This window comes from Streptomyces sp. NBC_01077 (genome assembly GCF_045162855.1).
GTDB lineage: Bacteria > Actinomycetota > Actinomycetes > Streptomycetales > Streptomycetaceae > Streptomyces.
This window is the reverse complement of record NZ_CP108669.1, coordinates 9,893,721-9,917,491: the sequence shown is the minus strand read 5'-3', so window position 1 is coordinate 9,917,491 and position 23,771 is coordinate 9,893,721. Positions and strand designations below refer to the sequence as shown.

The window sequence follows — 23,771 nt, the reverse complement described above, 5'->3', positions numbered from 1 at the left end:
TGTCGTGCCGTGAGAAGCCACGGCTCTGGGGGCTGATCCATCCAGTACCAGTACCTGAAGGCATCCCATGGGAACAAGCCCCGGGAGTGACAGACATGGTCACACTCCCCGATGAGATGGCCCCGCCCGTCCTCCGTCGCTTGGCTGTCATCTTGGACGGAGACCGGCGCCGGGCTCACCAACAAGGCCTTCCGCCGGTCCCGGGATCCCAGAGCGGAGGGCAGGGCGTTCTGGACCTTCTCACCTGGTGGGAGAGCATCGATGAGATAGAGGTGGCCACAATATGGTCCCTGTCCCAGACTCGAGCGCCCCCAGCACGAACTGGCGGATCTCGTCTCCGCGAATCACGGAGACGACTGAGAAGAACGCCGCGACCCAGCGCAGGCAAGATAACTGAGACCTAAGTATCCAACTCATTGCGGCTGACGAGACGGGAAGAAGAATGGCGACGAATAAGGCCCTGCAAAGCTCGGTCAAGGTGCCGGGGCCGCTGGCTCAGGAATTGAGTATGGCTCCGCGTAGACTGCCGATTCTCGGCCATGCGGTGGCTCTGCGGAGGACTCCACTAGATTTCCTGTCCTCGCTTCCAGCACTCGGCGATCTCGTCAAGATCGGACTCGGCACCCGCACCGCCTATCTCGTTTGCGACCCTGAACTCTCCCATCTCGTATTGCGCGACAGTCGTACATTCGACAAGGGCGGCCCCGTGATGGATACGGCCCGGACACTGTTGCGTGACGGCATGGTGACCTGCCCTTATGAGCCGCATCGGCGTCAACGTCGGCTGATTCAGCCATCCTTCAATAAAGACCGTCTTGCCGAATACGCAGATATGATGCCTCCCTACATTTCTGCCGCGCTTGACTCCTGGCAGGACGGCCAAGTGATTGACGTCCTTCCGGAGATGATGGAGATCACCTCTCGGGTAACGGCACGCACCATGTTCACTGCCACTCTCGATGCAGACACCATTTCAGAGTTCATGGACTGCCTGGGTATTGTGCTGGATGGCTTGTTCAAACGTGTAACGTCGCCGCTACCTGTGCTGATGAAGCTGCCCACCCCTGCCAATCGTCGTTACGCGCAGGCACGCGCTCGCATGGACGAAATCGTCCAGCAGACTATCGAATTCTATCGCCGCTCCGGGATACAGCGCGGTGACCTCCTTGCAACGCTTCTCGCTGCTCGTGGCGAAGATGGTGATCGACTCAGCGAACAGGAAATCCACGACCAGGTATTCACCTTCTTTGCGGCTGGCACAGAAACCACCGCCACTCTTCTGGCGTGGGCACTGCACGTTGTCGGGACGCAACCCCACATCCGGAAGCAACTGCAAGCCGAAGTCGACACAGTCCTCGACGGCCGGCCGGCAACCTGGGCCGATATCCCCCGCCTGGACTTCACCTATCGCATCCTGATCGAGACCATGCGCCTGTATCCACCCGTGGTACTGACCACTCGGATCACCACAGCCGACACCGAACTCGGTGGACACAAGATTGCGAACGGCACCGACGTGTTCCTCAGCCCATACATCGTCCACCGGCGCCCCGAGATCTACCCCGACCCCGACACCTTCAATCCGGACCGCTGGCTCTCCCAGCGCCCCGCCCCGCCCCGCGGCGCCTACATCCCCTTCGGCGGCGGCTCCCGAAAGTGCATCGGCGACACCTTCTCCCTGACCGAAGCCACCCTCGCCCTCAGCACAATCGTCAACCGCTTTGAGCTTCACCCCGACCCCAAATCCACAACGCAGCCGCGGCTCAGCAGCACCCTGCGGCCGCATCCCCTGCTCATGAGCCTGCACGCCCGCCGCGACCAAGGTCGGTGAGAAATAGTCGGTGAGTGGGTTGTTGGTGAGGCGTGGGTCTGTCCAGCAAACGGTGTAACCGGCTTGGTTGCTGAGGTCAGATTCGGTTGCTGGCGAGGCGGCCGCCGAAGGCCTACCAGGGCCCGCTTCTACCGTGGTCAGCGTCGCAGCGGGGCGCAGGCGAGGTCCTCCTGGACCGCTCGGACCCTGGCCAGCAGCGCGGGCTTGAGGCCCTTGTTGGTCTGTGGGTTGATCGAAAACGTCAGCGACCGCTTGCAGTCCGCCGTGCTGACCGTGAGCTGGGTGTAGCCGGGGAAGTTGTCGGTGTGGCCGTAGACCTGCCGCATCGCGTCCTGTACTGGAAGATCGGCAGCCCGCCCGCGTTGGCACCGGTCCCCGAGGGTTCCGAGGCCTCGCCGGGAGAGATCCTTCTTCGCGACGAAGCCGAGCAGCCGGCGCGAGTCGAAACGGCGTGTCGGGGCCCTCCTCCGAGATCTCCTGGAACGCGGGCGGCCGTCAAGAAGTCGGGCAGCTCCGGAGGTATACCGGCCAGTTGCCCACAGATGCCGCGGGCAGCGTCTGTGGGATGGTCTACGTGCTGTGGCGCGGGCTGGGCAGACGTGCTCGCAGAGCGAGTCGGCCGCAGCGGGGTGACGGCTCGAGTGTCGGGGCCTTTAAGGCGCCTCTATGGCTCTCGTCAAGCCGTAGCCCGGTGTGGGTGGCTGGTAGAAGGTGCCGTCGCTGAGCATGGCGAGGAGGACGTCGATGCGGCGTCGGGCCAATGCGATGAGGGCGGCGACGTGGTGCTTCCCTTCGCGGCGTTTGCGGGTAGCAGGCGCGTGACTCGAGCTGGGAGAGCGAGGCGAGCGCGGAGGGGCCCGCCAGGTCGTCGTCGACCCCGGCAATCATCGCGAACTCGGGTCTCGTCGGCGGGATCGATCGTCCGCAGTGTGTGAGACATCGTCCTGGCGGAGTCGGCGGCGTCTCTGCTGCATATCGCCTCCGCGGCAGTGAGCCTAGCGGTCACGCGCGAGGCTGATATCACACCTTGCTGCCTGGCGGTAGGCAGGGCAGCCACCGGCCATCCGGAGCAGTAATGAGTATCGATTGCTCATAGTGTCGTGCTGGCCGGAGCGCACAGTTGAAGAGTCCGATTTGCCCTATCTGGCAGTCGCGGCCTGAGGTGCTTTCGCTCAAGCCTGGCGCCCTAGCCACAGCATCAGTGTTGCCGGACAGGATCTCAGTGGCTGCAGGCGCGACGATGCTGGAGGACTGGTCATGGCTGCGACGGAAAGCAGGACCGGGTTCGACACCCTGGCAGGCTCCTCGGCCTCGTTGCCGACGCAGCGCGTACGGCAGGAGGACTTCGCCCTTCGCCAACTGACTGCAGTGCTGTTCAAGTCACTCGATCGTAGTGATCAGCGTCGGCACGCCCTTGCTTATCTTCGCGGACTGCTTGGCGCGGACGGCCGACGGTCCATCCGCAACATTGCTGCGCTGCACGGCGATCCGACCATGGCACAGAGCCTTCATCACTTCATCTCGAACTCCACATGGGAATGGTCACCGATGCGTGAAGCGCTTGCCGAGTACCTGGTGGGCAGCCTCCAGCCGGCAGCCTGGGTGACTGTGCCCCTGGCCATTCCCAAGCGGGGCACCACCTCAGTGGGCTCGGAGCGCCAGTACGTTCCGGAACTCGGCCAGGTTGCCATCGCCCAGCAGGCCGTTGGTGTGTGGGCCTCCACCGAGGATGTCAGCAGCCCGGTGAACTGGCGGCTTCGGCTGCCGGAGAAGTGGCTCGAAGACCCGGAGCGGCGCCGCCAGGCGTCGATTCCAGATGATCTGACGGCACGCACCCTCGAGGAATGCGCCGTTGAGGCAGCGCTGGAAACAGCCAGCGGGTGGGGTCTGCCAGTCAGGCCAGTAGTCATCGATGCCCGACGGATCGATGTGGCCTCATTGGTCAAGCGGTTTCATGACGCAGGCGTGCCTTTTGTTGCACGGATCAGCGACAACACTCCTCTGGCGGCTGCTGAGCCAGGACCGGCGAACCGAACCGGGGCCTTCCAACCGGCGGGTCAGATGGTCAAAGGATGGAGCGGCTGCATTCGCCCGGTTCGGCGGCCACAGCCCCGCGAGCCGGAGACGCACCCTGAACTCGCCGCAACGGTGCAAGTCCGCATACGCCAGGTGACGGGGCCTGCGGACTTGACCCTGCTGGCGACGGGGCAGAGCCGACGGGAGTGGCCCGCAGAGCTCTGGCTCACCAACATTACTAATGCACATATGTGCGCCCTGGTCCAGCTGACAAAACTGCCCGAGCGCATCGATCAAGAGTGTGGGGAAGCTGCTGACCGGCTCGGGATCCGGGATTTCAGAGGGCGTTCCTACGAGGGTTGGAACCGCCATGTCACACTAGTATCCGCTGCATATGCACTTTCAATGTTCCTCTTTAAGGACTGCCGTATCCAGGCAGGTCACTTTTCCTCCTCCACCCGTAATTTCGGTTCACCGCAGACTCGGGCAGCATGAGTAATTCAATCCAGTCTGCCATACGATTCCAGAGAATGAATATGATCCTGCCGGGACACTTACCTAGATGAAGGTTCTGTTCTATATACCTGCGATATCGAGCACCGGCCCCCCACCCGCCAAGATGGATGATGCAGAAACTGATGTCTGATGCCTCGAACTAACGCACGCCGCGTCTTGCTTGCCGGTTCCCGTGGTTTCTGTGCGGGGGTGGACCGTGCAGTCACCGCTGTTGAGGAGGCCCTGGAGCAGTACGGGGCACCGATCTACGTCCGTAAGCAGATCGTGCATAACAAGCATGTCGTGCAGAGCCTGGAGAAGAAAGGAGCGGTCTTCGTCGACGAAACGGAGGAGGTTCCGGCCGGCGAGATTGTGGTGTTCTCTGCGCATGGCGTCGCGCCGTCCGTGCACGGTGAGGCCAAGCGCAGCGGGCTCGCCATTATCGATGCCACCTGTCCTTTGGTGACCAAGGTGCACAAGGAAGCCGTGCGCTTCGCAGAGGAGGGTTACGGCATCCTGCTCGTCGGTCATGAGGGCCATGAGGAAGTGATTGGGATCATGGGCGAGGCCCCGGAGCGCACCTCGCTGGTGGACAACGCGCACGACGCGGCCACGGTGCGTGTGCCAGACGGGGAGAGGGTTGTCTGGCTTTCCCAGACCACTCTCTCGGTGGACGAGGCCACGGCAACCGTCGGGCGGCTCAAGGAACGCTTTCCGGCACTGGTCTCCCCGCCCAGCGACGACATCTGCTATGCCACCCAGAACCGCCAGAACGCGGTAAAGGAGATCGCCCCCGAGAGCGACCTGCTGATCGTGGTGGGCTCGGAGAACTCCTCCAACTCCGTACGGCTGGTCGAGGTTGCCCGGGAGTACGGGGCCAGAGCCGCCTGTCTGGTCGACTCCGCCAGCGAGATCGACGAAGCCTGGCTGAAGGGCGTCGCCACCATCGGCCTCACTAGCGGTGCCTCTGTACCGGAGGTGCTGGTTAACGATGTCTTGGCATGGCTCGCCGAACGCGGCTGGAACGATGTTCAGACGGTGGAGACGACCACCGAGACCCAGCGCTTCGGGCTCCCGCGCGAGCTGGCCCGCACCCGTGAGGAGCTGTTCGGCGGCTCTGGTGTGGCAGAGTCTGGAGCCCCCGCCAGCGATGACGCCGTTGAGGGGATCTCATGACCACGGTTTCGCTGGGCATGCCCGCCATGCCGAGCCAGTCCCTTGCCCCTCGGCGCACATCGCGGCAGATCATGGTGGGAAACGTTCCGGTGGGCGGCAACGCACCCGTGTCGGTGCAGTCGATGACCACGACCGTGACAGCAGACGTCGATGCCACGCTCCAGCAGATCGCGCAGCTGACCGCGGCGGGGTGTCAGATCGTCCGGGTGGCGGTCCCCTCGCAGGACGATGCAGAGGCACTGCCCGGCATCGTCCGCAAGTCCCAAATTCCCGTGATCGCCGACATCCATTTTCAGCCGAGGTACGTCTTCACAGCAATCGACGCGGGCTGCGCTGCCGTGCGGGTGAACCCCGGGAATATCAGGCAGTTCGACGATAAGGTCAAAGAGATTGCCCGTGCGGCTGCAGGGGCAGGTGTGCCGATCCGCATCGGGGTGAACGCCGGGTCTCTGGACAATAGACTCCTGGAGAAGTATGGACGGGCGACCCCCGAGGCTCTGGTGGAATCAGCTCTGTGGGAATGCTCTCTCTTCGAGGAGCACGGGTTTCGGGACATCAAGATCTCGGTGAAGCACAATGACCCAGTCGTCATGGTCAACGCCTACAGGCAGCTGGCTTCCGCCTGCGACTACCCATTGCACCTGGGGGTGACTGAAGCCGGCCCGGCGTTCCAGGGAACCGTCAAGTCAGCAGTTGCTTTCGGTGTACTGCTGGCTGAGGGCATCGGAGACACGATCAGGGTCTCCCTGTCGGCTCCTCCGACCGAGGAAATCAAGGTCGGTATCCAGATCCTGGAATCGCTCAACCTGCGTCAGCGCCGGCTGGAGATCGTTTCGTGTCCGTCGTGCGGGCGTGCACAGGTGGATGTCTACAAGCTGGCGGCGGAAGTCACCGCTGGGCTTGACGGGCTGACTGTCCCGCTGCGCGTGGCAGTGATGGGGTGTGTGGTCAACGGTCCGGGAGAGGCCCGGGAGGCAGACCTGGGCGTGGCAGCGGGTAACGGCAAGGGACAGATTTTCGTCCGAGGCAAGGTGATCAAGACCGTGCCAGAGTCGAGGATCGTGGAAACCCTGATTGACGAAGCCCTCGCACTCGCCGGCCAGATGGGCGGAGAAGGCGATCCCACCGTCACAGTGATCGCCTCAAAGTAGCACTCTCCCCGCACTTCACATACGACGGAATGCGTCCACCATGGCAGACACAGTTTTTCTCTCGGCACCTGCGCTGCTGGAATACAGCCGGGCCCGGTACACACCAGCCCTGCGTGAATCCGTCGGCCGGCTAGCCGCCCCTATGAACACGATCGCCGGCTACCACTTCGGCTGGAACGACCAGTACGGCCGCCCCACCGCCGACGACGCGGGCAAAGCAGTCCGTCCCGCCCTGGTTCTGCTGTCCGCTCAGGCCGCCGACGCCACAGACGAGGTGGGGATCCCGGGTGCGGTGGCCATAGAGCTGGTTCACAACTTTTCCCTCCTTCACGACGACATCATGGATGGCGACCACACTCGCCGGGGCCGCCCGACGGCCTGGTCGGTCTTCGGCTCCGCTCAGGCGATCTTGGTGGGCGACGCCCTGCTGGCGCTTGCCCCGCAGGTGCTCTTGCAGGCCACGGAACGAGGCAGCGCTCCTGAAGACACCCTGCGTGCCGTCCAGCAGCTCACCAGCTCGACGTGTGCGCTGATTGACGGTCAGTGCCAGGATCTGGCTTTTGAAAAGACCGAGGGCATCACTGTTGAGGAGTGCCTGGTGATGGAGGGCGGCAAGACTGGGGCTCTGCTGGCTTGTGCATGCCGGATCGGTGCAGTACTGGCGGGTGCTGACGACCGTGTCTCCCACGCCCTGTACCGCTACGGGTACCACTTAGGGCTTGCGTTCCAGGCAGTAGACGACCTACTGGGTATCTGGGGTGACCCGCAGATCACCGGCAAGGCACGCTGGGGAGACCTGCGGCGGCGCAAGAACTCCCTGCCTGTCTGTGCCGCTCTCGCCGAAGGCGGCACCGCCTCCCGCCGCTTGTCCGACCTGCTCACCGACCCGAACACCTCAGACGACGATGAGCATCAACTCGCTCAGCGCGCCGCGCTCATCGAAGCCGCTGGCGGGCGTGCGTTCGCGGAAGCCGAGGCACGTCGCCAGCACGCCACAGCAGTGGCTGCCCTGAGCGAGGTGCACATTCCTGGCGAGGTTGAGGAACAGCTCACCATGCTGGCCACATTCATCGTAAAACGGGAAAGGTAGGAGTCTTGATGGAACCGTATTCCCTGGCCTCCGCGCGCACTATGGACTGCCATGAGGAGGCTTCGCCAATCCTTTCAGCGCCGCGCCCAAGCCAGCACCGGCCGTTGCTGCCGACTATCACGAACCCGCGGAAGCTGGACGCGTTCACCGGTCAGGAACTCGAGTCCCTGGCAGGAGAGATCCGCAGCTTCTTGGTGGACAATGTCGCGCAGACTGGAGGTCACCTGGGGCCGAACCTCGGTGCAGTCGAACTCACCATTGCGTTGCACAGAGTATTCGACTCTCCCCGCGACCGTATCCTCTTCGATACCGGCCATCAGTCTTACGTGCACAAAATCCTGACAGGCCGCCAGGACTTCTCTCGGCTCAGAGCGAGTGGCGGATTGTCCGGTTATCCCTCACGTACAGAGTCCGAGCACGACGTGATCGAGAATTCGCACGCCTCCACCGCCATCGGCTACGCAGATGGCCTGGCCAAGGCCAACCAGCTGCTCGGGCACCATAACCGCCCTGTCGTCGCCGTCGTAGGTGACGGGGCGCTCACCGGAGGCATGGCCTGGGAGGCACTTAACAACATCGCCGCAGCCAAGGAACGTCCCGTCATTGTCGTCGTCAACGACAACCAGCGCTCCTACTCACCGACCATAGGCGGCCTCGCCAGCCATCTGGCCGCTCTTCGCCCCGCGCGGGACAGCGTGGACCAGGCAGACGGCTGCCGCGTCTCGGGGCGGCCGTTCCCCAGTTCCCCCCACGGCAGCGGAGGAACCGTAGACCTTTCTTCGGCACCCACGGTGTTCGAGGATTTGGGGCTGGCGTACATCGGTCCCGTCGATGGCCACGACATCGCCGCCCTGGAAGCCGCCTTGCAGCAGGCTCGTGACTTCCGCAGACCCGTCATCGTCCACTGCCTCACCGAGAAGGGCCGTGGCTACAGCCCCGCCGAGCGGTGCGACGAGGACCGCTTCCACGCTGTGGGCGCGATCCATCCTGACACCGGTCTGCCGCTGAAGCCCTCCGGCAGAGACTGGACTGCGGTATTCGGCGAAGAGATGCTCGCCCTGGGACGTGAGCGTGAGGACATCGTGGCCGTCACGGCAGCCATGCTGCATCCTGTTGGCCTGGCGCCTTTCGCCAAGGAGTTCCCCGAGAGGGTCTTCGACGTGGGCATCGCTGAGCAGCACGCTGCCGTCTCTGCCGCTGGCCTGGCCACCGGGGGAGTTCATCCAGTTGTAGCGATCTACGCCACTTTCCTCAACCGGGCCTTCGACCAGCTCCTCATGGACATTGCCCTGCACCGGCTGGGCGTCACCTTCGTACTGGACCGTGCCGGCATCACCGGCCCCGATGGCGCCAGTCACAACGGTATGTGGGACATGTCGATCCTTCAGGTTGTCCCCGGTCTGCGTCTGGCCGCGCCGAGGGATGCCAGCCAGCTCCGCGCCCAGCTGCGCGAGGCTGCCGGCGTCGAGGACGCCCCCACCGTCATCCGCTACCCCAAGGGCGCCGTCGGCCCCGACGTCCCCGCTCTCGGCCGCATCGGCGGCATGGACGTACTGCGTGGCAGCACTGCCCCCGCCAGCGAGAGCAGTCCATGCACCCAGCGTGCCGACGTGCTGCTTGTTTCTGTGGGCGCCATGGCCTCCACCTGTATAGAAGCTGCGGAGCTGCTCGAAGCACAGGGGATCAGCTCTACGGTCGTCGACCCTCGCTGGGTCAAGCCCGTTGATCCTGCGCTGCCCGCTCTCGCCTCTGAGCACGGCATGGTGGTCACCGTCGAGGACAATAGCCGCTCTGCAGGCGTGGGCTCCGCTGTCGCCCAGGAGCTGCACGACGCCTCTGTAGACGTGCCCCTGCGCAACTTCGGCATCCCGCAGCGATTCTTCAACCACGCCAAGCGGGAGGAAGTCCTTGCCGAGATCGGCCTCACCGCGCCAGGCATCGCCCGGCAGATCTCCGTCTGCATCCAGGAAGCCAGAATCAGCCACCCGCTCGCTCACGAAAGCACACCGGCATGCCACCACTGTCCAGACACTCCCCTGCAGACACTGCACTGAGCAGCCCAGTGATCCCCAGCCAGCGAAGGAAGCCCGGGCGCCGTCTCGATCGGGTGGTCATCCGCTTCGCGGGTGACTCCGGTGACGGTATGCAGCTGACAGGTGACCGCTTCACCTCGGAGACGGCGTCCTTCGGGAACGACCTCTCCACGCTGCCGAACTTCCCGGCCGAGATCCGGGCACCCGCCGGAACCCTGCCGGGCGTCTCGTCCTTCCAGCTCCACTTCGCCGACCACGACATCCTGACCCCGGGCGACGCCCCGAACGTGCTGGTCGCGATGAACCCCGCCGCCCTCAAGGCCAACATCGGGGACGTACCGCGCGGTGGCGAGATCATCGTCAACACCGACGAATTCGCCAAGCGCGCCATGGCCAAGGTCGGCTACGCGACCTCGCCCCTCGAAGACGGTTCGCTGGACGGCTACCGGGTCCACCCGGTGCCGCTGACCACGCTGACCGTCGAGGCGCTCAAGGAGTTCGGCCTGTCCAGGAAGGAGGCCGAGCGTTCCAAGAACATGTTCGCGCTCGGGCTGCTCTCCTGGATGTACCACCGGCCGACCGAGGGCACCGAGACCTTCCTGCGGCAGAAGTTCGCGAAGAAGCCGCAGATCGCCGAGGCCAACGTCACCGCCTTCCGGGCCGGCTGGAACTTCGGCGAGACCACCGAGGACTTCGCCGTCTCGTACGAGGTCGCCCCCGCGACCCGGGCCTTCCCCACCGGCACCTACCGGAACATCTCGGGGAACCTCGCCCTCTCGTACGGCCTCGTCGCCGCCTCCCGCCAGGCGGACCTGCCGCTGTACCTGGGCTCGTACCCCATCACCCCGGCCTCGGACATCCTCCACGAGCTCAGCAAGCACAAGAACTTCGGTGTGCGGACCTTCCAGGCCGAGGACGAGATCGCCGGCATCGGCGCCGCCCTCGGGGCCGCCTTCGGCGGTGCTCTCGGCGTGACGACCACGTCAGGCCCCGGTGTGGCCCTCAAGTCGGAGACGATCGGCCTCGCGGTCTCCCTGGAGCTGCCGCTGCTCATCGTCGACATCCAGCGCGGCGGCCCGTCCACCGGTCTGCCCACCAAGACCGAGCAGGCCGACCTCCTCCAGGCCATGTACGGGCGCAACGGCGAGGCCCCGGTCCCGATCGTCGCCCCGAAGACGCCCGCCGACTGCTTCGACGCGGCGATCGAGGCGGCCCGGATCGCCCTCACGTACCGCACGCCGGTCTTCCTGCTCTCCGACGGCTACCTCGCCAACGGCTCCGAGCCCTGGCGCATCCCGGACGTCGGGGAACTCCCGGACCTACGGACGCAGTTCGCCACCGGCCCCAACCACGAGCTGGCCGACGGCACCGAGGTCTTCTGGCCGTACAAGCGCGACCCGGAGACCCTCGCCCGCCCCTGGGCCGTGCCCGGCACCCCCGGTCTCGAACACCGCATCGGCGGCATCGAGAAGCAGGACGGCACCGGGAACATCTCGTACGACCCCGCCAACCACGAGTTCATGGTCCGCACCCGGCAGGCCAAGATCGACGGCATCGACGTCCCCGACATCGAGGTCGACGACCCGGACAGCGCGCGGACCCTGGTCCTCGGCTGGGGTTCCACCTACGGGCCGATCACGGCGGCCGTCCGCCGCCTCAGGGCTGCCGGACTGCCCATCGCCCAGGCCCATCTGCGGCACCTCAACCCCTTCCCGAAGAACCTCGGCGAGGTCCTGAAGCAGTACGAGAAGGTCGTCGTCCCCGAGATGAACCTCGGACAGCTCGCCACCCTCGTCCGGGCGAAGTACCTGGTCGACGCCCGCAGCCACACCCAGGTCAACGGCATGCCGTTCAAGGCCGAGCAGCTCGCCGCCGCTCTCAAGGAGGCCATCGATGAGTGAGCCCCTCCTCCACCTGGTCCCCCGGGCCGAGGCCCAGCAGTCCATGAAGGACTTCAAGTCCGACCAGGAGGTGCGGTGGTGCCCCGGCTGCGGTGATTACGCGGTCCTCGCCGCCGTCCAGGGCTTCATGCCCGAGCTGGGCCTGGCGAAGGAGAACATCGTCTTCGTCTCCGGCATCGGCTGCTCCTCCCGCTTCCCGTACTACATGAACACCTACGGGATGCACTCGATCCACGGCCGCGCCCCGGCCATCGCCACCGGCCTCGCCACCTCCCGCCGCGACCTGTCCGTCTGGGTCGTCACGGGCGACGGCGACGCACTCTCCATCGGCGGCAACCACCTCATCCACGCCCTCCGGCGCAACGTCAACCTCAAGATCCTGCTCTTCAACAACCGGATCTACGGGCTGACCAAGGGCCAGTACTCGCCCACCTCCGAGGTCGGCAAGATCACCAAGTCGACGCCGATGGGCTCGCTCGACGCGCCCTTCAACCCGGTGTCGCTCGCCCTCGGCGCCGAGGCCTCCTTCGTGGCCCGCACGGTCGACTCCGACCGCAAACACCTCACCGAGGTACTGCGGCAGGCCGCCGACCACAACGGCACGGCACTCGTCGAGATCTACCAGAACTGCAACATCTTCAACGACGGCGCCTTCGAGGTCCTCAAGGACAAGGACCAGGCCAAGGAAGCGGTCATCCGCCTCGAACACGGGCAGCCGATCCGCTTCGGCGCCGAGAACGAGAAGGGTGTCATCCGCGACCAGGCGACCGGCGACCTCCAGGTCGTCACGGTCACCCCCGAGAACGAGTCGCGGACCCTGATCCACGACGCCCACGCCACCACCCCGACCACGGCCTTCGCGCTCTCCCGGCTCGCGGACCCGGACACCCTCCACCAGACCCCCATCGGGGTGTTCCGGTCGGTGGAACGGCCGGTGTACGACACGCTGATGGCGGACCAGCTGGAGACGGCGGTGGAGCAGCACGGCAAGGGCGACCTGGGGCAGCTGCTGACGGGGAACGACACGTGGACGGTCGTGGGCTGACGCAGGACAGGAGGATGATGCACTGTGCGGCAGCTCGGTGCCAAGATCCGACGATGTCATCACTGCATGCCGACGTTGCGAGCACACGCCCTGATGCAGAACAGTCTTCAGCCATTGCCCTTGCACCGCTTGTTCACAGCAATATGCGGAGCCGGGCCCCATGCACTGGCCGCAGCGAAGTGTCCCAGGCAGTATCGGTCACGGCCTATAAGCGACCCTGCCAGCCTTTGAACTCGGCCTTGGCTGAAGCACCACATCAGGTGCCGCTTCGAGCCCGATCACACGGCCTCCGCATGCTGATGCACCGTGGTAACCAGCGAACAGGTCGCGTCGATGGTGACGACCTGGGCCTCGCGGTATGCCAAGGGGGATGGCGTCGTGAGCGGAGAACACCACGAAGACGTACTCAGGCACCTGCGGGTCTCGTCTCCTCGACGAATACCGTGCCCTTCCTTGTCCGCTCGCACGGCTGCCTCCGGCTTCTCGCGGGGCTGAGTGCTCTGTCGTCTTCGTTGCGGGCGTCGGCCGTGGGTGGGGGTTCTTGCCGGGTGCCAGGACGGTTGTTCAGGCTGCGTCGAGGTCGGCCCAGTGATCGATGAGCCCGTTGAGGCCGGGGTCGGTCTCGCTGCCGGTTCCGGTGCTGCCGGCGAGTGCGGTGATGATGAGGTCGCCGCGGCCGTGTTCGCCGTCGGGCCTGCCGGCCGCCCAGCTGCCCTGGTCGAGCCGCGTTGTTGGGGCCGCCGTCGGTGACGTGGACCTGGACCCGTCCTGAGCCGTCCATGGTGCCGTGCAGGTGCAGGACAACCGGGGGCAGCGCATGTGTGACGGCGTTGGTGACCAGCTCGGAGATCACCAGCAGTGTGTCGTAGACCCGGTCCTCTGCCAGGCCCCAGGCCTCCAGGACCGGGCGGGCGGCATGACGCGCGGCGGCCGGCGCGAGGTGCCCGTGCTCCAGAGACAGACTGAACACACGGCTGCCGGCCGGCACGGCCTGCAGCACGGGAGGCTGCGGCCCGCCTGGGGAGATCGTGGTCGTCGTCATCGGGATCACTGCCTGTCCAGTGCGGGATCGGAAGCCTTCTCTGGTACCTCCAGCACACTCCCGCAGAGCACAGAATCCCTGAGCAAGCAATACCCAAAAGCCAAAAAACAGATACCTGTGCGAGCCTGGGGCAGTTTCGACAGAGCGTCCTCAGCCGGGAGGCGAGGTGCCAAACGGATGACGGGGCGTCCGGCGATGCGTTCGCCGCGACGGCCCCCGATCCGCCGGGAGATGGAGGGGGCTTTTGAAGATCCCCGAGGTAGTGACCAGTGGGGCCACGGCGGTCGCGTGCGGCATCCCCGGTGGTGGGCCCCCGGTTGTTCCTTGAGCGTGGCGGCATGCCGTCAACCGAGCTCAGCCCGGCCTCTGGCAGATAGCTGTCCTTACACGGAACTCGAAGAGATCGCGCTGCCAACCACTTCAAAGATCATTTCGATAGGGGTTCGGCTTCTCTCGACGGATACCGACTTCTGGTTCGACAAGAATCATCGGCTCCACTCCGGTCGAGTACGACCGCTCACGCCCTACCGCGAAGCGATCGGACCTGGCCAGCCGGGCCGGATACTGCACCAGCCTTTCCCGATTGCTCTGGGGCATGGGGCTACACCTCGTGCGCACCCCAGTCTGTATGCCGATCTTGTGGTCCCTTGCGAACCCAGGCCAGACGAGGGCGAGGTACTGACGGCGATGTTGGATCGTGAGCCGGACACAGTCACCGGCCGCCCCGGCCTGCTACCGGTCACGGACAAGGGCTTCGCCTCCCCGGAGACAGCCAGCCATTCGCCGACTCCAGCCAGTGTGAAGCACCACTGAAGAGTGCCCCCGTGGCGGCCGTGGAGTCGTGCGCGGATGGGCCTTGACCCCGGGTTTGGACACCATGCGCGTCGCGGTCGACAAGCGCCCCCCGGGCAAAGCCAGTTGGGGCGTGCCGTTACCCAGGGCAAGGCCCTTGTTCGCGGGGCTGGGCGGTAAAGGTCAGGCGGGACAGATGTTCTCCGCCTGCGCGCCCTTCTGGCCCTGTGTGACGTCGAACGTCACATTCTGGCCCTCCCGGAGCTCGCGGAAGCCCGTGGAGTTGATCGCCGAGTAGTGGGCGAAGACATCCGGGCCTCCACCATCCTGGGCGATGAAACCGAACCCCTTCTCCGCGTTGAACCACTTCACAGTTCCCGTAGCCATGTCTTATGCCTTCCAGCCGATGAACGCCTCCCACACCACGCGGAAGACACAGGTGGCCGCCTTGGTCCCCGCGCCTCACAGCACGCAGCAAAACGCCCACGCCGCAAACGCAGGCAAAGGGAACTTTCGAACCACGACAGCTACCTCAGACGCTACACATCCCCACCCTCTGTCATCACAAGAAACGCCTCGTGACCGCCACAAGAACCAAAGCCACCCTCGAGACCATCCAGGACGGCCCCAGGCTTACGGTCTTGGTCGGCAGCCTGGGGGCCACCTCCCCGGCCCCGGGTCAGTGCGGCCCAGGGCCGTCGCTGGCTGGTGGCGCGGAGTCCCGGTCCGGAGGAAAAACCAGGATGGCCGGTCGCATGATCCGGGAAAGGGAACCGCGGATCTGTGGGGCGGCCCCGGCGCTGAGGCGTAGAACCGGGGCCGCCGACCGCGCGGGTCCGGGCGTGGGGCGCCCCGACCAGTGCACGCGTCACACACCTCAACGCGCCCACACCCCCAAAGACACGCACCACGTCAACACAGTGGTTTCCCCTCCGCCTGGAAGAATGATCCGATGCAGCCGCTGCCGATCCCCTGCCCCGCCGGCCTGATCCCGGACGCAACAGACCCCGACACCTTCAACGCCGCCTACCGGGCCGCGCAGGAGCAGCAGGCAGTGTTCATCGCGGTCGAGCATCACGGCCCGCGGTGGACGGTCAAGGCCGTGGGGGTGCGTTGCTCGAGCTGGTGGACGCGGTGTTGTCCGCGGAGGGTCCGGTAGCCTCGCTGCCGGAGCTGTCGCTTCAGGCGGTGCGTCGGCGGGGACACCGCGCGATATACGACGTACTGGCTGACGGTCGGATCGATGTGTGCCGGCTGCGGGCCGTTCTGCCAGGCTTGAGCTGCCGCGTGGGAGTGACCGGCAGCTGTCGATCGCGCCGGGTTACGGGTGGCGGCAGACGATTCCGGGATGGCGTACCAGGTCGCGGTCGCCCTCACCGACCAGGCCACCCACGCGACCCCGGCCAGGAGTCCGCCGTCCACGACCGGTTCGGCGCCGTCATCGCCCTCTGCTGGAGGCGCCTGTACCCGAAGCTGGAACGCCGCGGCCCGTGGACCGGGCACGAGGGCGAACGAACTCCACATTATCGAAGGCACGTTGCTACATCTGGCGATCGAATACCTGCCGGGAAACCGTGCCCCCGTATGGCACAGCGACCCGACGCTGCCGCGCACGACGTCGACCGTCTGTGGGGAATCTTCCTCGGGAGATTCGACCTCGAGCACAGGTTCCGCTTCCTCAAGCAGACCATGGGGATGCCCCGGCTCCGGCTGCGTCACCCGTCCAGGCCGACCGGTGGGTTTGGGTGGGTCGTCGCCACCCGCGCCCAGCTCCGCCCGCCCGGCCTCTCGCCGCCGCTCTCCGCAGACCCGGGAGCTGCTGACACTGGACGCCCTACTCCATGGCATGGGCTGCTCTGTGACGAGGGGCGATACAACATCGAGGCGGGATGAGCAGTAGGTACTCATGCCGCCCTCGTCTTGGCAGCGAAGAGTTGGGATAGGCCCCTCAAGGACAGAGGACAACCGTACGCGCCGGAGGCGGTGACTAGCTGTGACCATTCAGCTGTACGTCGACGAACCTCACCTGGCACCCGTCTCCTGGCCGACGCGACTGAAAACGCTCCGGGCCCACCCGACCCCTTTGTCAGCGGACCTGCCGCCCGTAGAACTGTCCTCACCGCAGGTGCGGACCCCGGCCCTCGGCGAGCCGGTCTACGGAGTGGCAACACGGGACGTTCCGCTGCTCGCTCTTCCGGAAACCCGGCTGGATTTTGACTACGGCGATCCACTCGGCTGCGCGGCCCGGCAGCCGCTGGACGCATTGGGCCTGCTCGCGTCGACACAGACCGGATTCATGCCGTCCAGGTCCCCCGACTACCGCTTCCCCGCGCCCCTGGCAGGCATGGCCGCGCTGTGTGACGCCGCAAGCACTCTTTACTCCCACGAAGACGCACGCTCCTTCCGGCGCTGGATGGAGGGGGAAAACGAGTCCCTCGCTGCACGCGCGGGGACTCTGGTCAACCTCATCCAAGCAGCGATCTCCCTGCCTCTTCCGCAGCAAGAGATGCTGATGGTCCCGTTGATCTATCTGAACCACATGTGGCGACAGGGCAGCCCGGCGCTGGAGGCGGCCGGCGGGCCGAGCGAGATGCCCACCTGCCTGAACGTGCTTCTCACGGCACTCTCGGAGTCCACAGGGATTCTGCCTCGCTTCAATCAGCTGATCATGACCATGCGGGCATGGAGAATCGACAGCCTGTCAGACGGTGCAGAGGTGTCGTATCGTGATCTCACCGCCCTGGATCACGTGAGACCTTATTTCTGGCTCAATGGAGTCAACAAGTCTGAGCTCGACTTCTACCGTGCATTCTTCACCGTCGAATCCTTCGGTGTACCGGTGTACGGCTGGGGTTGTCTGGCACTGGAATGTGCCGCCGCGGATGACGCCGAACTGGGCGCCTTCGCACTGCGGTGCATTCACGACGCGCTGCGCAACGTCTACTTCTGCGTCCGGCACCTCGTACCCAAGGTCGATCCTTTGGAGTTTCGGAAGATCCAGCTCACCGGCGGCTGGATCAACGACGAGCTGAACGGGGCAGCCTCCGGCTATCAACTGCCATTCATGATCATGCTGGACGCGCTCTTCCAGGTTGAATACAGCCATCTGGGTGCCGCCGAGGCCCAGATGAACGGCCTGCGTTTCGTTCCGGAGCGGTGGAAGGAATTCTTCCGGTCGATCCACGGGCACAACCCTGGACTGCAGCCCTGGGTGAGCCAACGGCAGTCTCCCGGACTCACTGACGCTTACCAGCGCTGCATCGAGCTGTACACCGTTCACCGCACACTGCACCGCTATCTCGCGGGGCAGACACTGTGAGGTGCAACCACGACCGGGCGCGCCTTCGGCTCCTCTGAACGCGACTACCGCGACTTCATGAGCGAACCGGAGCCCTGGTGGCGGCTTGATGCGGCGAAACGCTCACGGCGCGCCGCCTTCAGATCCTGGGCCGCCGTTACCTCACGCACTGCGCTTGATGTGCGGCGGCCCCCAGGTAGCGGCTTGTGACGGCGTCGAGGACCTCGATGCGGTGACGGTGATGCCGCATGAACCGCACTGGGACCCTCAGGCCGGCCTGGCTGGTCATCTATGCGCCCCCGTAGTCACTGCTCCTGAACCATGCAGCGCGTGGAGATCACCCGCCTCGCGAAGACCCGGCGCGACTCCCGGGCCTGCGCCGCGCTGAGCGGCGGCCGCACCGGTCCGGCAACGATGTCCTGGTCGTGCTCGCCCACGCCCCCGTCCCCCTCCGCGCCCGCGGGCCGACGCGGAGGGTGTACGCAAGCACGAGCGCAAGCTCCCCCTCACAGGCTCACACCCTCACAGACCACCCCGTCTGTCTGAGGAAATAGTCTGTGCGCCTCACAGCCCGATAGGTCGCCGCGCGGGGGTACCGATGGTGAGACCCATCTTGGACAGCGCCTGCCCGGCGAGCGACAGGACCACGCGAGCGCCACCTACGCCCTGACGGCGTGCCGCGGCCGCGACGAGGCGCCTTGCCAGCGTCACGGCAATCGCGTGGCCGGCACATTCCTCCCAAATGTACGCGGAAGGCGGTTACACCCCTGACTGCATCGAGCTTGCCTTGTTATTGAAAAGGCCTAGGCCACTGTAGGAGGGGCATGTACCTCCGATGCAACCCGCGCCCGAGGCGCGATGGAGGACTTCAGATCCGCCCCAGTTACTGTTTTCGTAGAGCCTGATCTGCATTATCGTTCTATTCCAGCTGCTACTTGTTGCATTGTCGACATCGACGCTAGTGCCCGGGAAGTCCCAACCCCAGAAAGAGGTGAAATCATCTGCGGGAGTCGCCACAAGATCAGCCCTGTTCCCGGTGAAACTAGTCCCGTTGTACATGCAGAATTCACTATTCTCACAGGATCCGTTCCACTCGGCTGCACTGCTAATGCCGGCCCCTCCCACAAGTAGCGCCGACATTGCGATCAGGGTTGTAGCCATGCGCTTGAGCATAATTCCCCTATCCGCCTTTCAAATTCACGTGAGGGAAACTGTGACCCACGGAAGCTAGCATTGAGGCAGCATGCGACCGGAAGAGTAGAATGTACTCAAAAACTGGCATTTCAAACCAAGCGCCAAGAGTTCTCTGGTCCAGATGAGCTCAAGCTGCGGTTCTTCAGCTTCGCGACACGCGCCCTTTCACCACGGTTGTGGTCTGGCCAGGTGGGCGGCATTGCGTATCTGGTCGAGGGCCGGAGCGTGAGGCCACCACCCACCAAACCGCTCAGATCTCAGCTGATACCTGTGCCAGGCGACGACACGGCCCTGTACGCAGGCCCTGTCAGCCGCCAGGGCGACAGGGCGGGAAACTCGGCGTCACACCCGGCAAACGGCTCGCTAGAGGCAATGGAGGCGCGAGTGCACCCCTGCCATCCGAGATGCGGCCATAACCAGGGGCTCGGGGACAAGACTCCTCTACCCAGAGCCTTGCGCTTGGAGGAATCTCCTGCCCCACCGTTGCCGAGAACGCGCGCACTGCCCGGCGTCCACAGCCCCAGCCGCGGCAAAAGCATGCAAACCTCAGATCATCGGGTAGATTCTCGGGCCGACTGGGGCGAAGGAGCGGTCCGTAGCGGGCGGGTGAGGATGGCAGGGCGCTGCCTGCGCGCCATTCCCGCCAGTTGAGGTTCCAGTCCCCGGAGCCGTTTTCGAAGGCGCTCATCTGCTGTCCGGAGCCGTTGATAACGCGGACGACGTCACCGACGTTGAGGGTGTTGTAGAGCCAGGCGGCGTTGCCGGTGCTCATGCCGGTGCAGCCGTGGCTGTCGTTTTCCACACCGTGGGCATCGGCTGACCAGGGTGCGGCGTGCAGGTACTCGACGCTCCACGTGACCCGGATGGCATGGCGGACGTTGAGATCGTATGCATCGGGGCTGTCCTTGGGGATACCGATGGATTCGCCATTCATCCGGATGACAGGCTGTTTGTTCAGGACGACTTTGAGGCTGGACCACCCGGCCGTCACCTGGCTCCTCGAGCGATACGGTCCCCGGCCGCTCTGCGGAAGGCCGGCCGCCGCAGACTCGTCGAGTTGATCCGTCCCAAGGCCCCGCGCATGGCCGCACGGCTGATCGACGACGTCTACGACGCCCTCGACGAACAGACCGTCGTGGTCCCGGGAACCGGCACCCTCGACGTCGTCGTCCCGTCGCTGGCCGCCTCGCTCACCGCGGTCCACGAACAGAGCCGAGCCCTGGAAGCCCAGATCAGCACCTCTGCTGGAGGCCCACCCTCTTCACCCGGTCCTGACCTCGATGCCCGGAGTCGGAGTCAGGACCGCCGCAGTCCTGCTGGTCACCGTCGGAGACGGCACCAGTTTTCCCAGTGCCGCCCACCTCGCCTCCTACGCCGGTCTCGCCCCCACGACCAGGTCATCCGGAACCTCGATCCACGGCGAACACGCCCCCCAGAGGCGGAAACCGGCAGCTCAAACGCGCCATGCTCCTCTCCGCCTTCGCCTGCATGAACGTCGACTCGGCTTCACGCACCTACTACGACCGGCAAAGAGCACGCGGCAAAACGCACACCCAGGCACTCCTCCGGCTCGCCCGCCAACGCATCAGCGTCCTGTTCGCCATGCTCCGCGACGGCACCTTCTACGAGTCCCGAACCCCCAGCATCACCCTCGCTACATAACCATCCCAAACACCCGCACACCAGACACCACCTCCTTGACGAAGAACATAGAGACACCCCCCACGGGGATCACGAAAAGGCCCGGCCGGTCTCCCGGTCGGGCCTTTTCGTGGTGCTCGCCCCGGCTACTCGGGGCGCGGGTCCCAGCGGAAGCTGCGGACGGCGATCAGGGCGCCGATGACACCCCAGGCGGCGAGGACCGCCAGGTCACGCCACTGGAAACCGGCGTCCTGGGTGAAGAGCGCCAGCATGGCGTCGTTGAACGGCTTCACGGGCAGCAGACCCGCGATGGTGTTGAGGAGCTCCGCGTGGATCGGGAAGTAGCTGCCCGAGATGAAGACCAGCGGGAACTGGATGAACTGCACGACGGCCGGCGCCGCCTCCGAGTTCTTGATCAGCGAGGCCACGCCGACCCCGAGCGCGCAGAAGCTCGCCGCGCCCAGGACGAGCGTCAGCAGGACCGCGCCCCAGTGGGTGGGCAGGTCGACGCCGTAGAGCGCGCCGATGCCGAAGACGAGCGCCACGTCCACGATGCTGACGACGACGCAGTGCACGAGCAGACCGGCGAAGTAGACCCAGGCGGGCAACGGTGTGGCGTGCAGCCGCTTCAGGACGCCGGTCTGCCGGCGCATCGCCAGCACGATCGCCAACTGGCCGTAACAGGCGCCCAGTACGGACACGGCCGCGATCACCGGCGTGTAGTACTGCATGCCGGTCAGGCCGAAGAAGAAGTCCTGGCCCTCGCTGCCGCCGAACACGGCGCCGAAGATGCCGATGATGACGATCGGCAGCACGAAGGTGAAGACCATCGACTGCGGGTTGCGCCAGAACGACAGCTGCTCGTACCGGATCTGATGGCCCAGCAGGGCCAGCGGGTTCCGCTCGCGCGGGGCGTCCGCGTGGTTCGCCGAGGCCGCCGGGGCGGTCGTCTCGGCGGTCGGGGGGATCAGGGGAGTCATGAGCGGCTCCGTCCGGGTCGGCGGCCTCGTCCGGCGGGCGCCTTGCGCTCCCCCGCGGACGACGGCGAGGAGGCTTCCTGCTGTACGTACTCGCTGGTCAGGCTCAGGTAGACGTCCTCGAGGGTGGGCTGCCCCACGGTCAGCCGGTCGAGCGGCGTGCCCCGGTCGAGCGCCCAGCCGGTCAGCCGGTGCAGCGCGGCCGTCGGCTCGGTCGTCTCCGCCGTCACCAGGCCGTCCTCGACATCGCTCACCGGCAGGGGTACGTCGGCGAGCGCGGCGCCCGTCGGGAGCGCGAAGCGGATCCGGGTCCGGGCGCTGTCGCGGCCGCCCAGCGTGTCCGGGGTGCCCGAGGCGACGATCCGGCCCTCGGCGATGACCACGACGGAGTCGGCCAGCGCCTGCGCCTCGTCCATGTAGTGGGTGGTGAGGACGATGGTGGTGCCGTCGTCCCGCAGATTGCGCACGACGTCCCAGGCCCCGCGGCGCGCGTTCGGGTCGAAGCCCGTGGTCGGCTCGTCCAGGAACAGCAGCCTGGGCCGGCCGACGACGCCGAGCGCCAGGTCGAGCCGGCGCTTCTGGCCGCCGGACAGGTCCTTGACCTTGGCGCCCTTCTTCTCGTTCAGGCCGACGAGGTCGAGCAGTTCGTCGACGTTCCGCGGGTCCGGGTAGTAGCCGGCGTTGCGGGCCACGGTCTCCCGCACCGACAGATAGGGCTCCACGGCGATGTCCTGGAGCACCAGGCCGACCTGGCCGCGCAGCCAGTGGCCGTCGGCCTTGACGCCGGGATCGCGCCCGAGGACCTCGACCCGCCCGCCGTCGCGGTCGCGGAAGCCCTCCAGGATCTCCAACGTGGTGGTCTTGCCCGCGCCGTTCGGCCCGAGCAGGGCGAAGATCTCGCCCTCGGCGACGCTGAAGTCGACGCCGCGCACGGCCTCGTGGTCGCCGTACCGCTTCTGCAGGCCTTCCACGGCCACCGCGGCGGTCACCGCGGTCCCTCGGCTCGTGTCACTGTGTGCCTCCCGGTGTGGTGGTGGGACGCCGTGGGGTCGTCGCCCGCAGACGGACTCCGGGGCGCAGCCTCGACGTTAGGTGCGGGCCGGACCAGGCCCGCGCCGTCGACCGAGCAAACATCCAAGCAGATCAAACGAATACCAGTCACCGCCTCTTCGGGGCGAGAAGTAGCGCGAAGTCACGCCCATCCGGCAAACGCGCTGAGCGTTAGCTACATCACTTACAGGCCAGCTGAGTAGTACTTCCCCATGGCTCACGCCCGGCGTCCCGGTCCAATCGTCCTTCCAGCTCATTGCAGGAAGGACGCACCGATGCGAAACCTGACAAGCTTGAGAAAGACAACGACCGCAGCAGTCCGGCGCATGACCATTGCCCTGGCAGGCCTCTCGCTAGCAGCCGGCACGACAGTGGTCGCGGCGCCTCAAGCGACCGCCGCGCCGGCCAGCAAGAACCGACTCGATGGGTGGATTACCCACTCGCTCGCCGTGATGCGAGCCAAAAAAATTCCCGGCAGCGCCTGGGCGATCCGCGCCACGATAATGCGGGAGTCGAGCGGAAACGTCTACGCGATCAACCTGTGGGACTCCAACGCGCGAGCGGGCATTCCATCGAAGGGCCTCATGCAGGTCATCGATCCAACGTTCCGCGCATACCATGTCAAGGGCACGTCGTGGAACATCTACGACCCCATCGCGAACATCACCGCCGCCTGCAACTACGCATGGCACCGTTACGGCTCCATCGATAAAGTCGCCTACAGGTTCAACTACTGACCGGCACTGAGCAGACGACGGCCGTAGGCAGCAGGACATCGCCTGCAAGTCGTCGCCGCTCACCGTCACGCTCCCCGGCAGGGGCCTCGCCCCTGCAGGACTGCCGGTGACGGTGCTCTGTTACCGGCTGGCAGAGGTGCCGTAATGGGCCTGTTGTTCGTGTCAATGAAGGCGGTGTCGACGACCACGCGCTGGCGGGTCCTTCGGGCCGGGGCGCTTGGTGATGCCGTCGAGGACGCCAGCGATCTCGTCGTACATGCGGAGGACTCGGCGCTTCGGTGCCTGGTGCACGCGGCGCGGGT

Annotated in this window: 18 protein-coding genes and 1 pseudogene; 11 read left to right on the top strand and 8 right to left on the bottom strand. The window is 65.7% G+C overall.

Going from position 1 to position 23,771, the window contains the following annotated elements; all coding sequences use genetic code 11:
* The first annotated feature begins 442 nt into the window (after positions 1-442).
* On the top strand, positions 443-1,831 hold the full coding sequence (locus OG462_RS44460) for a cytochrome P450 (RefSeq protein WP_406053538.1): 1,389 nt from the start codon (positions 443-445) through the stop codon (positions 1,829-1,831).
* 137 nt (positions 1,832-1,968) lie between these two features.
* On the opposite strand, the gene OG462_RS44455 is transcribed toward OG462_RS44460, so the two are convergent.
* Positions 1,969-2,157 carry a hypothetical protein gene (locus tag OG462_RS44455; protein ID WP_406053540.1) on the bottom strand — a complete coding sequence of 63 codons (189 nt, stop codon included), beginning with the start codon at positions 2,155-2,157 and terminating at the stop codon, positions 1,969-1,971.
* A gap of 931 nt (positions 2,158-3,088) precedes the next feature.
* Between OG462_RS44455 and OG462_RS44450 the strand changes: the two genes are divergently transcribed.
* From OG462_RS44450 to OG462_RS44420, 7 genes are all read left to right on the top strand, one after another.
* Positions 3,089-4,342, top strand: coding sequence for an IS701 family transposase (locus tag OG462_RS44450; RefSeq protein ID WP_406053542.1), 1,254 nt, complete (start codon positions 3,089-3,091; stop codon positions 4,340-4,342).
* A 150-nt stretch (positions 4,343-4,492) separates the two neighbouring features.
* Positions 4,493-5,518 carry a 4-hydroxy-3-methylbut-2-enyl diphosphate reductase gene (locus OG462_RS44445; protein WP_406053543.1) on the top strand — a complete coding sequence of 342 codons (1,026 nt, stop codon included), beginning with the start codon at positions 4,493-4,495 and terminating at the stop codon, positions 5,516-5,518.
* The gene (ispG, locus tag OG462_RS44440; RefSeq protein ID WP_406053545.1) at positions 5,515-6,669 is read left to right on the top strand and encodes a flavodoxin-dependent (E)-4-hydroxy-3-methylbut-2-enyl-diphosphate synthase; all 1,155 of its coding nucleotides are present in this window, start codon (positions 5,515-5,517) and stop codon (positions 6,667-6,669) included. The genes OG462_RS44445 and ispG overlap by 4 nt, the downstream gene beginning before the upstream one ends.
* A gap of 40 nt (positions 6,670-6,709) precedes the next feature.
* Complete coding sequence (locus tag OG462_RS44435; RefSeq protein WP_406053547.1) at positions 6,710-7,759, top strand: polyprenyl synthetase family protein; 1,050 nt, start codon at positions 6,710-6,712, stop codon at positions 7,757-7,759.
* A 41-nt stretch (positions 7,760-7,800) separates the two neighbouring features.
* Positions 7,801-9,813: a 1-deoxy-D-xylulose-5-phosphate synthase gene (dxs, locus tag OG462_RS44430; RefSeq protein WP_406066275.1), complete on the top strand. Its 2,013-nt coding sequence runs from the start codon at positions 7,801-7,803 to the stop codon at positions 9,811-9,813.
* Positions 9,771-11,693 carry a 2-oxoacid:acceptor oxidoreductase subunit alpha gene (locus OG462_RS44425; RefSeq protein ID WP_406053549.1) on the top strand — a complete coding sequence of 641 codons (1,923 nt, stop codon included), beginning with the start codon at positions 9,771-9,773 and terminating at the stop codon, positions 11,691-11,693. The genes dxs and OG462_RS44425 overlap by 43 nt, the downstream gene beginning before the upstream one ends.
* Positions 11,686-12,738: a 2-oxoacid:ferredoxin oxidoreductase subunit beta gene (locus OG462_RS44420; protein WP_406053551.1), complete on the top strand. Its 1,053-nt coding sequence runs from the start codon at positions 11,686-11,688 to the stop codon at positions 12,736-12,738. The genes OG462_RS44425 and OG462_RS44420 overlap by 8 nt, the downstream gene beginning before the upstream one ends.
* Before the next feature lie 406 nt (positions 12,739-13,144).
* On the opposite strand, the gene OG462_RS44415 is transcribed toward OG462_RS44420, so the two are convergent.
* Both OG462_RS44415 and OG462_RS44410 read right to left on the bottom strand, forming a co-directional pair.
* Positions 13,145-13,780 (bottom strand): ATP-binding protein, encoded by a 636-nt coding sequence (locus tag OG462_RS44415; RefSeq protein ID WP_406053553.1) that lies wholly within the window; start codon positions 13,778-13,780, stop codon positions 13,145-13,147.
* Positions 13,781-14,755: 975 nt separating this feature from the next.
* Entirely contained in the window at positions 14,756-14,959 is a 204-nt protein-coding gene (locus tag OG462_RS44410; protein WP_406053555.1) for a cold-shock protein, read from the bottom strand.
* Positions 14,960-16,565: 1,606 nt separating this feature from the next.
* Here OG462_RS44410 and OG462_RS44405 point away from each other — a divergent pair.
* On the top strand, positions 16,566-17,891 hold the full coding sequence (locus OG462_RS44405) for a hypothetical protein (protein ID WP_406053557.1): 1,326 nt from the start codon (positions 16,566-16,568) through the stop codon (positions 17,889-17,891).
* Between the two features lie 284 nt (positions 17,892-18,175).
* On the opposite strand, the gene OG462_RS44400 is transcribed toward OG462_RS44405, so the two are convergent.
* From OG462_RS44400 to OG462_RS44390, 3 genes are all read right to left on the bottom strand, one after another.
* Entirely contained in the window at positions 18,176-18,307 is a 132-nt protein-coding gene (locus OG462_RS44400) for a hypothetical protein (RefSeq protein WP_406053558.1), read from the bottom strand.
* A gap of 322 nt (positions 18,308-18,629) precedes the next feature.
* On the bottom strand, positions 18,630-19,010 hold the full coding sequence (locus OG462_RS44395; protein WP_406066916.1) for a peptidase inhibitor family I36 protein: 381 nt from the start codon (positions 19,008-19,010) through the stop codon (positions 18,630-18,632).
* A 361-nt stretch (positions 19,011-19,371) separates the two neighbouring features.
* A complete protein-coding gene (locus OG462_RS44390; protein WP_406066277.1) occupies positions 19,372-19,998 on the bottom strand; it encodes a L,D-transpeptidase in 627 nt (208 codons plus the stop codon).
* Between the two features lie 34 nt (positions 19,999-20,032).
* Here OG462_RS44390 and OG462_RS44385 point away from each other — a divergent pair.
* A pseudogene (locus OG462_RS44385) lies at positions 20,033-20,726 on the top strand (transposase); the annotation flags it as partial.
* A gap of 125 nt (positions 20,727-20,851) precedes the next feature.
* On the opposite strand, the gene OG462_RS44380 reads toward OG462_RS44385, so the two are convergent.
* Together OG462_RS44380 and OG462_RS44375 are read right to left on the bottom strand one after the other, a co-directional pair.
* Complete coding sequence (locus tag OG462_RS44380; RefSeq protein WP_406053562.1) at positions 20,852-21,685, bottom strand: ABC transporter permease; 834 nt, start codon at positions 21,683-21,685, stop codon at positions 20,852-20,854.
* Complete coding sequence (locus OG462_RS44375; protein WP_406053564.1) at positions 21,682-22,671, bottom strand: ABC transporter ATP-binding protein; 990 nt, start codon at positions 22,669-22,671, stop codon at positions 21,682-21,684. Before OG462_RS44375 ends, OG462_RS44380 begins: the two co-directional genes overlap by 4 nt.
* A 387-nt stretch (positions 22,672-23,058) precedes the next feature.
* On the opposite strand from OG462_RS44375, the gene OG462_RS44370 reads away from it, so the two are divergent.
* Positions 23,059-23,469: a transglycosylase SLT domain-containing protein gene (locus tag OG462_RS44370; RefSeq protein WP_406053566.1), complete on the top strand. Its 411-nt coding sequence runs from the start codon at positions 23,059-23,061 to the stop codon at positions 23,467-23,469.
* The last annotated feature ends 302 nt before the right edge of the window (positions 23,470-23,771 follow it).

Bases quoted from the DNA above. Each gene is read 5' to 3' on its own strand.
- OG462_RS44420 (WP_406053551.1), top strand. From the start codon at position 11,686: ATGAGTGAGCCCCTCCTCCACCTGGTCCCCCGGGCCGAGGCCCAGCAG.
- OG462_RS44460 (WP_406053538.1), top strand. From the start codon at position 443: ATGGCGACGAATAAGGCCCTGCAAAGCTCGGTCAAGGTGCCGGGGCCG.
- OG462_RS44450 (WP_406053542.1), top strand. From the start codon at position 3,089: ATGGCTGCGACGGAAAGCAGGACCGGGTTCGACACCCTGGCAGGCTCC.
- OG462_RS44370 (WP_406053566.1), top strand. From the start codon at position 23,059: ATGACCATTGCCCTGGCAGGCCTCTCGCTAGCAGCCGGCACGACAGTG.
- OG462_RS44410 (WP_406053555.1), bottom strand. From the start codon at position 14,959: ATGGCTACGGGAACTGTGAAGTGGTTCAACGCGGAGAAGGGGTTCGGT.
- OG462_RS44415 (WP_406053553.1), bottom strand. From the start codon at position 13,780: ATGACGACGACCACGATCTCCCCAGGCGGGCCGCAGCCTCCCGTGCTG.
- OG462_RS44425 (WP_406053549.1), top strand. From the start codon at position 9,771: ATGCCACCACTGTCCAGACACTCCCCTGCAGACACTGCACTGAGCAGC.
- dxs (WP_406066275.1), top strand. From the start codon at position 7,801: ATGGACTGCCATGAGGAGGCTTCGCCAATCCTTTCAGCGCCGCGCCCA.
- OG462_RS44455 (WP_406053540.1), bottom strand. From the start codon at position 2,157: ATGCGGCAGGTCTACGGCCACACCGACAACTTCCCCGGCTACACCCAG.
- OG462_RS44395 (WP_406066916.1), bottom strand. From the start codon at position 19,010: ATGTCGGCGCTACTTGTGGGAGGGGCCGGCATTAGCAGTGCAGCCGAG.
- OG462_RS44445 (WP_406053543.1), top strand. From the start codon at position 4,493: ATGCCTCGAACTAACGCACGCCGCGTCTTGCTTGCCGGTTCCCGTGGT.
- OG462_RS44380 (WP_406053562.1), bottom strand. From the start codon at position 21,685: ATGACTCCCCTGATCCCCCCGACCGCCGAGACGACCGCCCCGGCGGCC.
- OG462_RS44390 (WP_406066277.1), bottom strand. From the start codon at position 19,998: ATGAATGGCGAATCCATCGGTATCCCCAAGGACAGCCCCGATGCATAC.
- OG462_RS44435 (WP_406053547.1), top strand. From the start codon at position 6,710: ATGGCAGACACAGTTTTTCTCTCGGCACCTGCGCTGCTGGAATACAGC.
- ispG (WP_406053545.1), top strand. From the start codon at position 5,515: ATGACCACGGTTTCGCTGGGCATGCCCGCCATGCCGAGCCAGTCCCTT.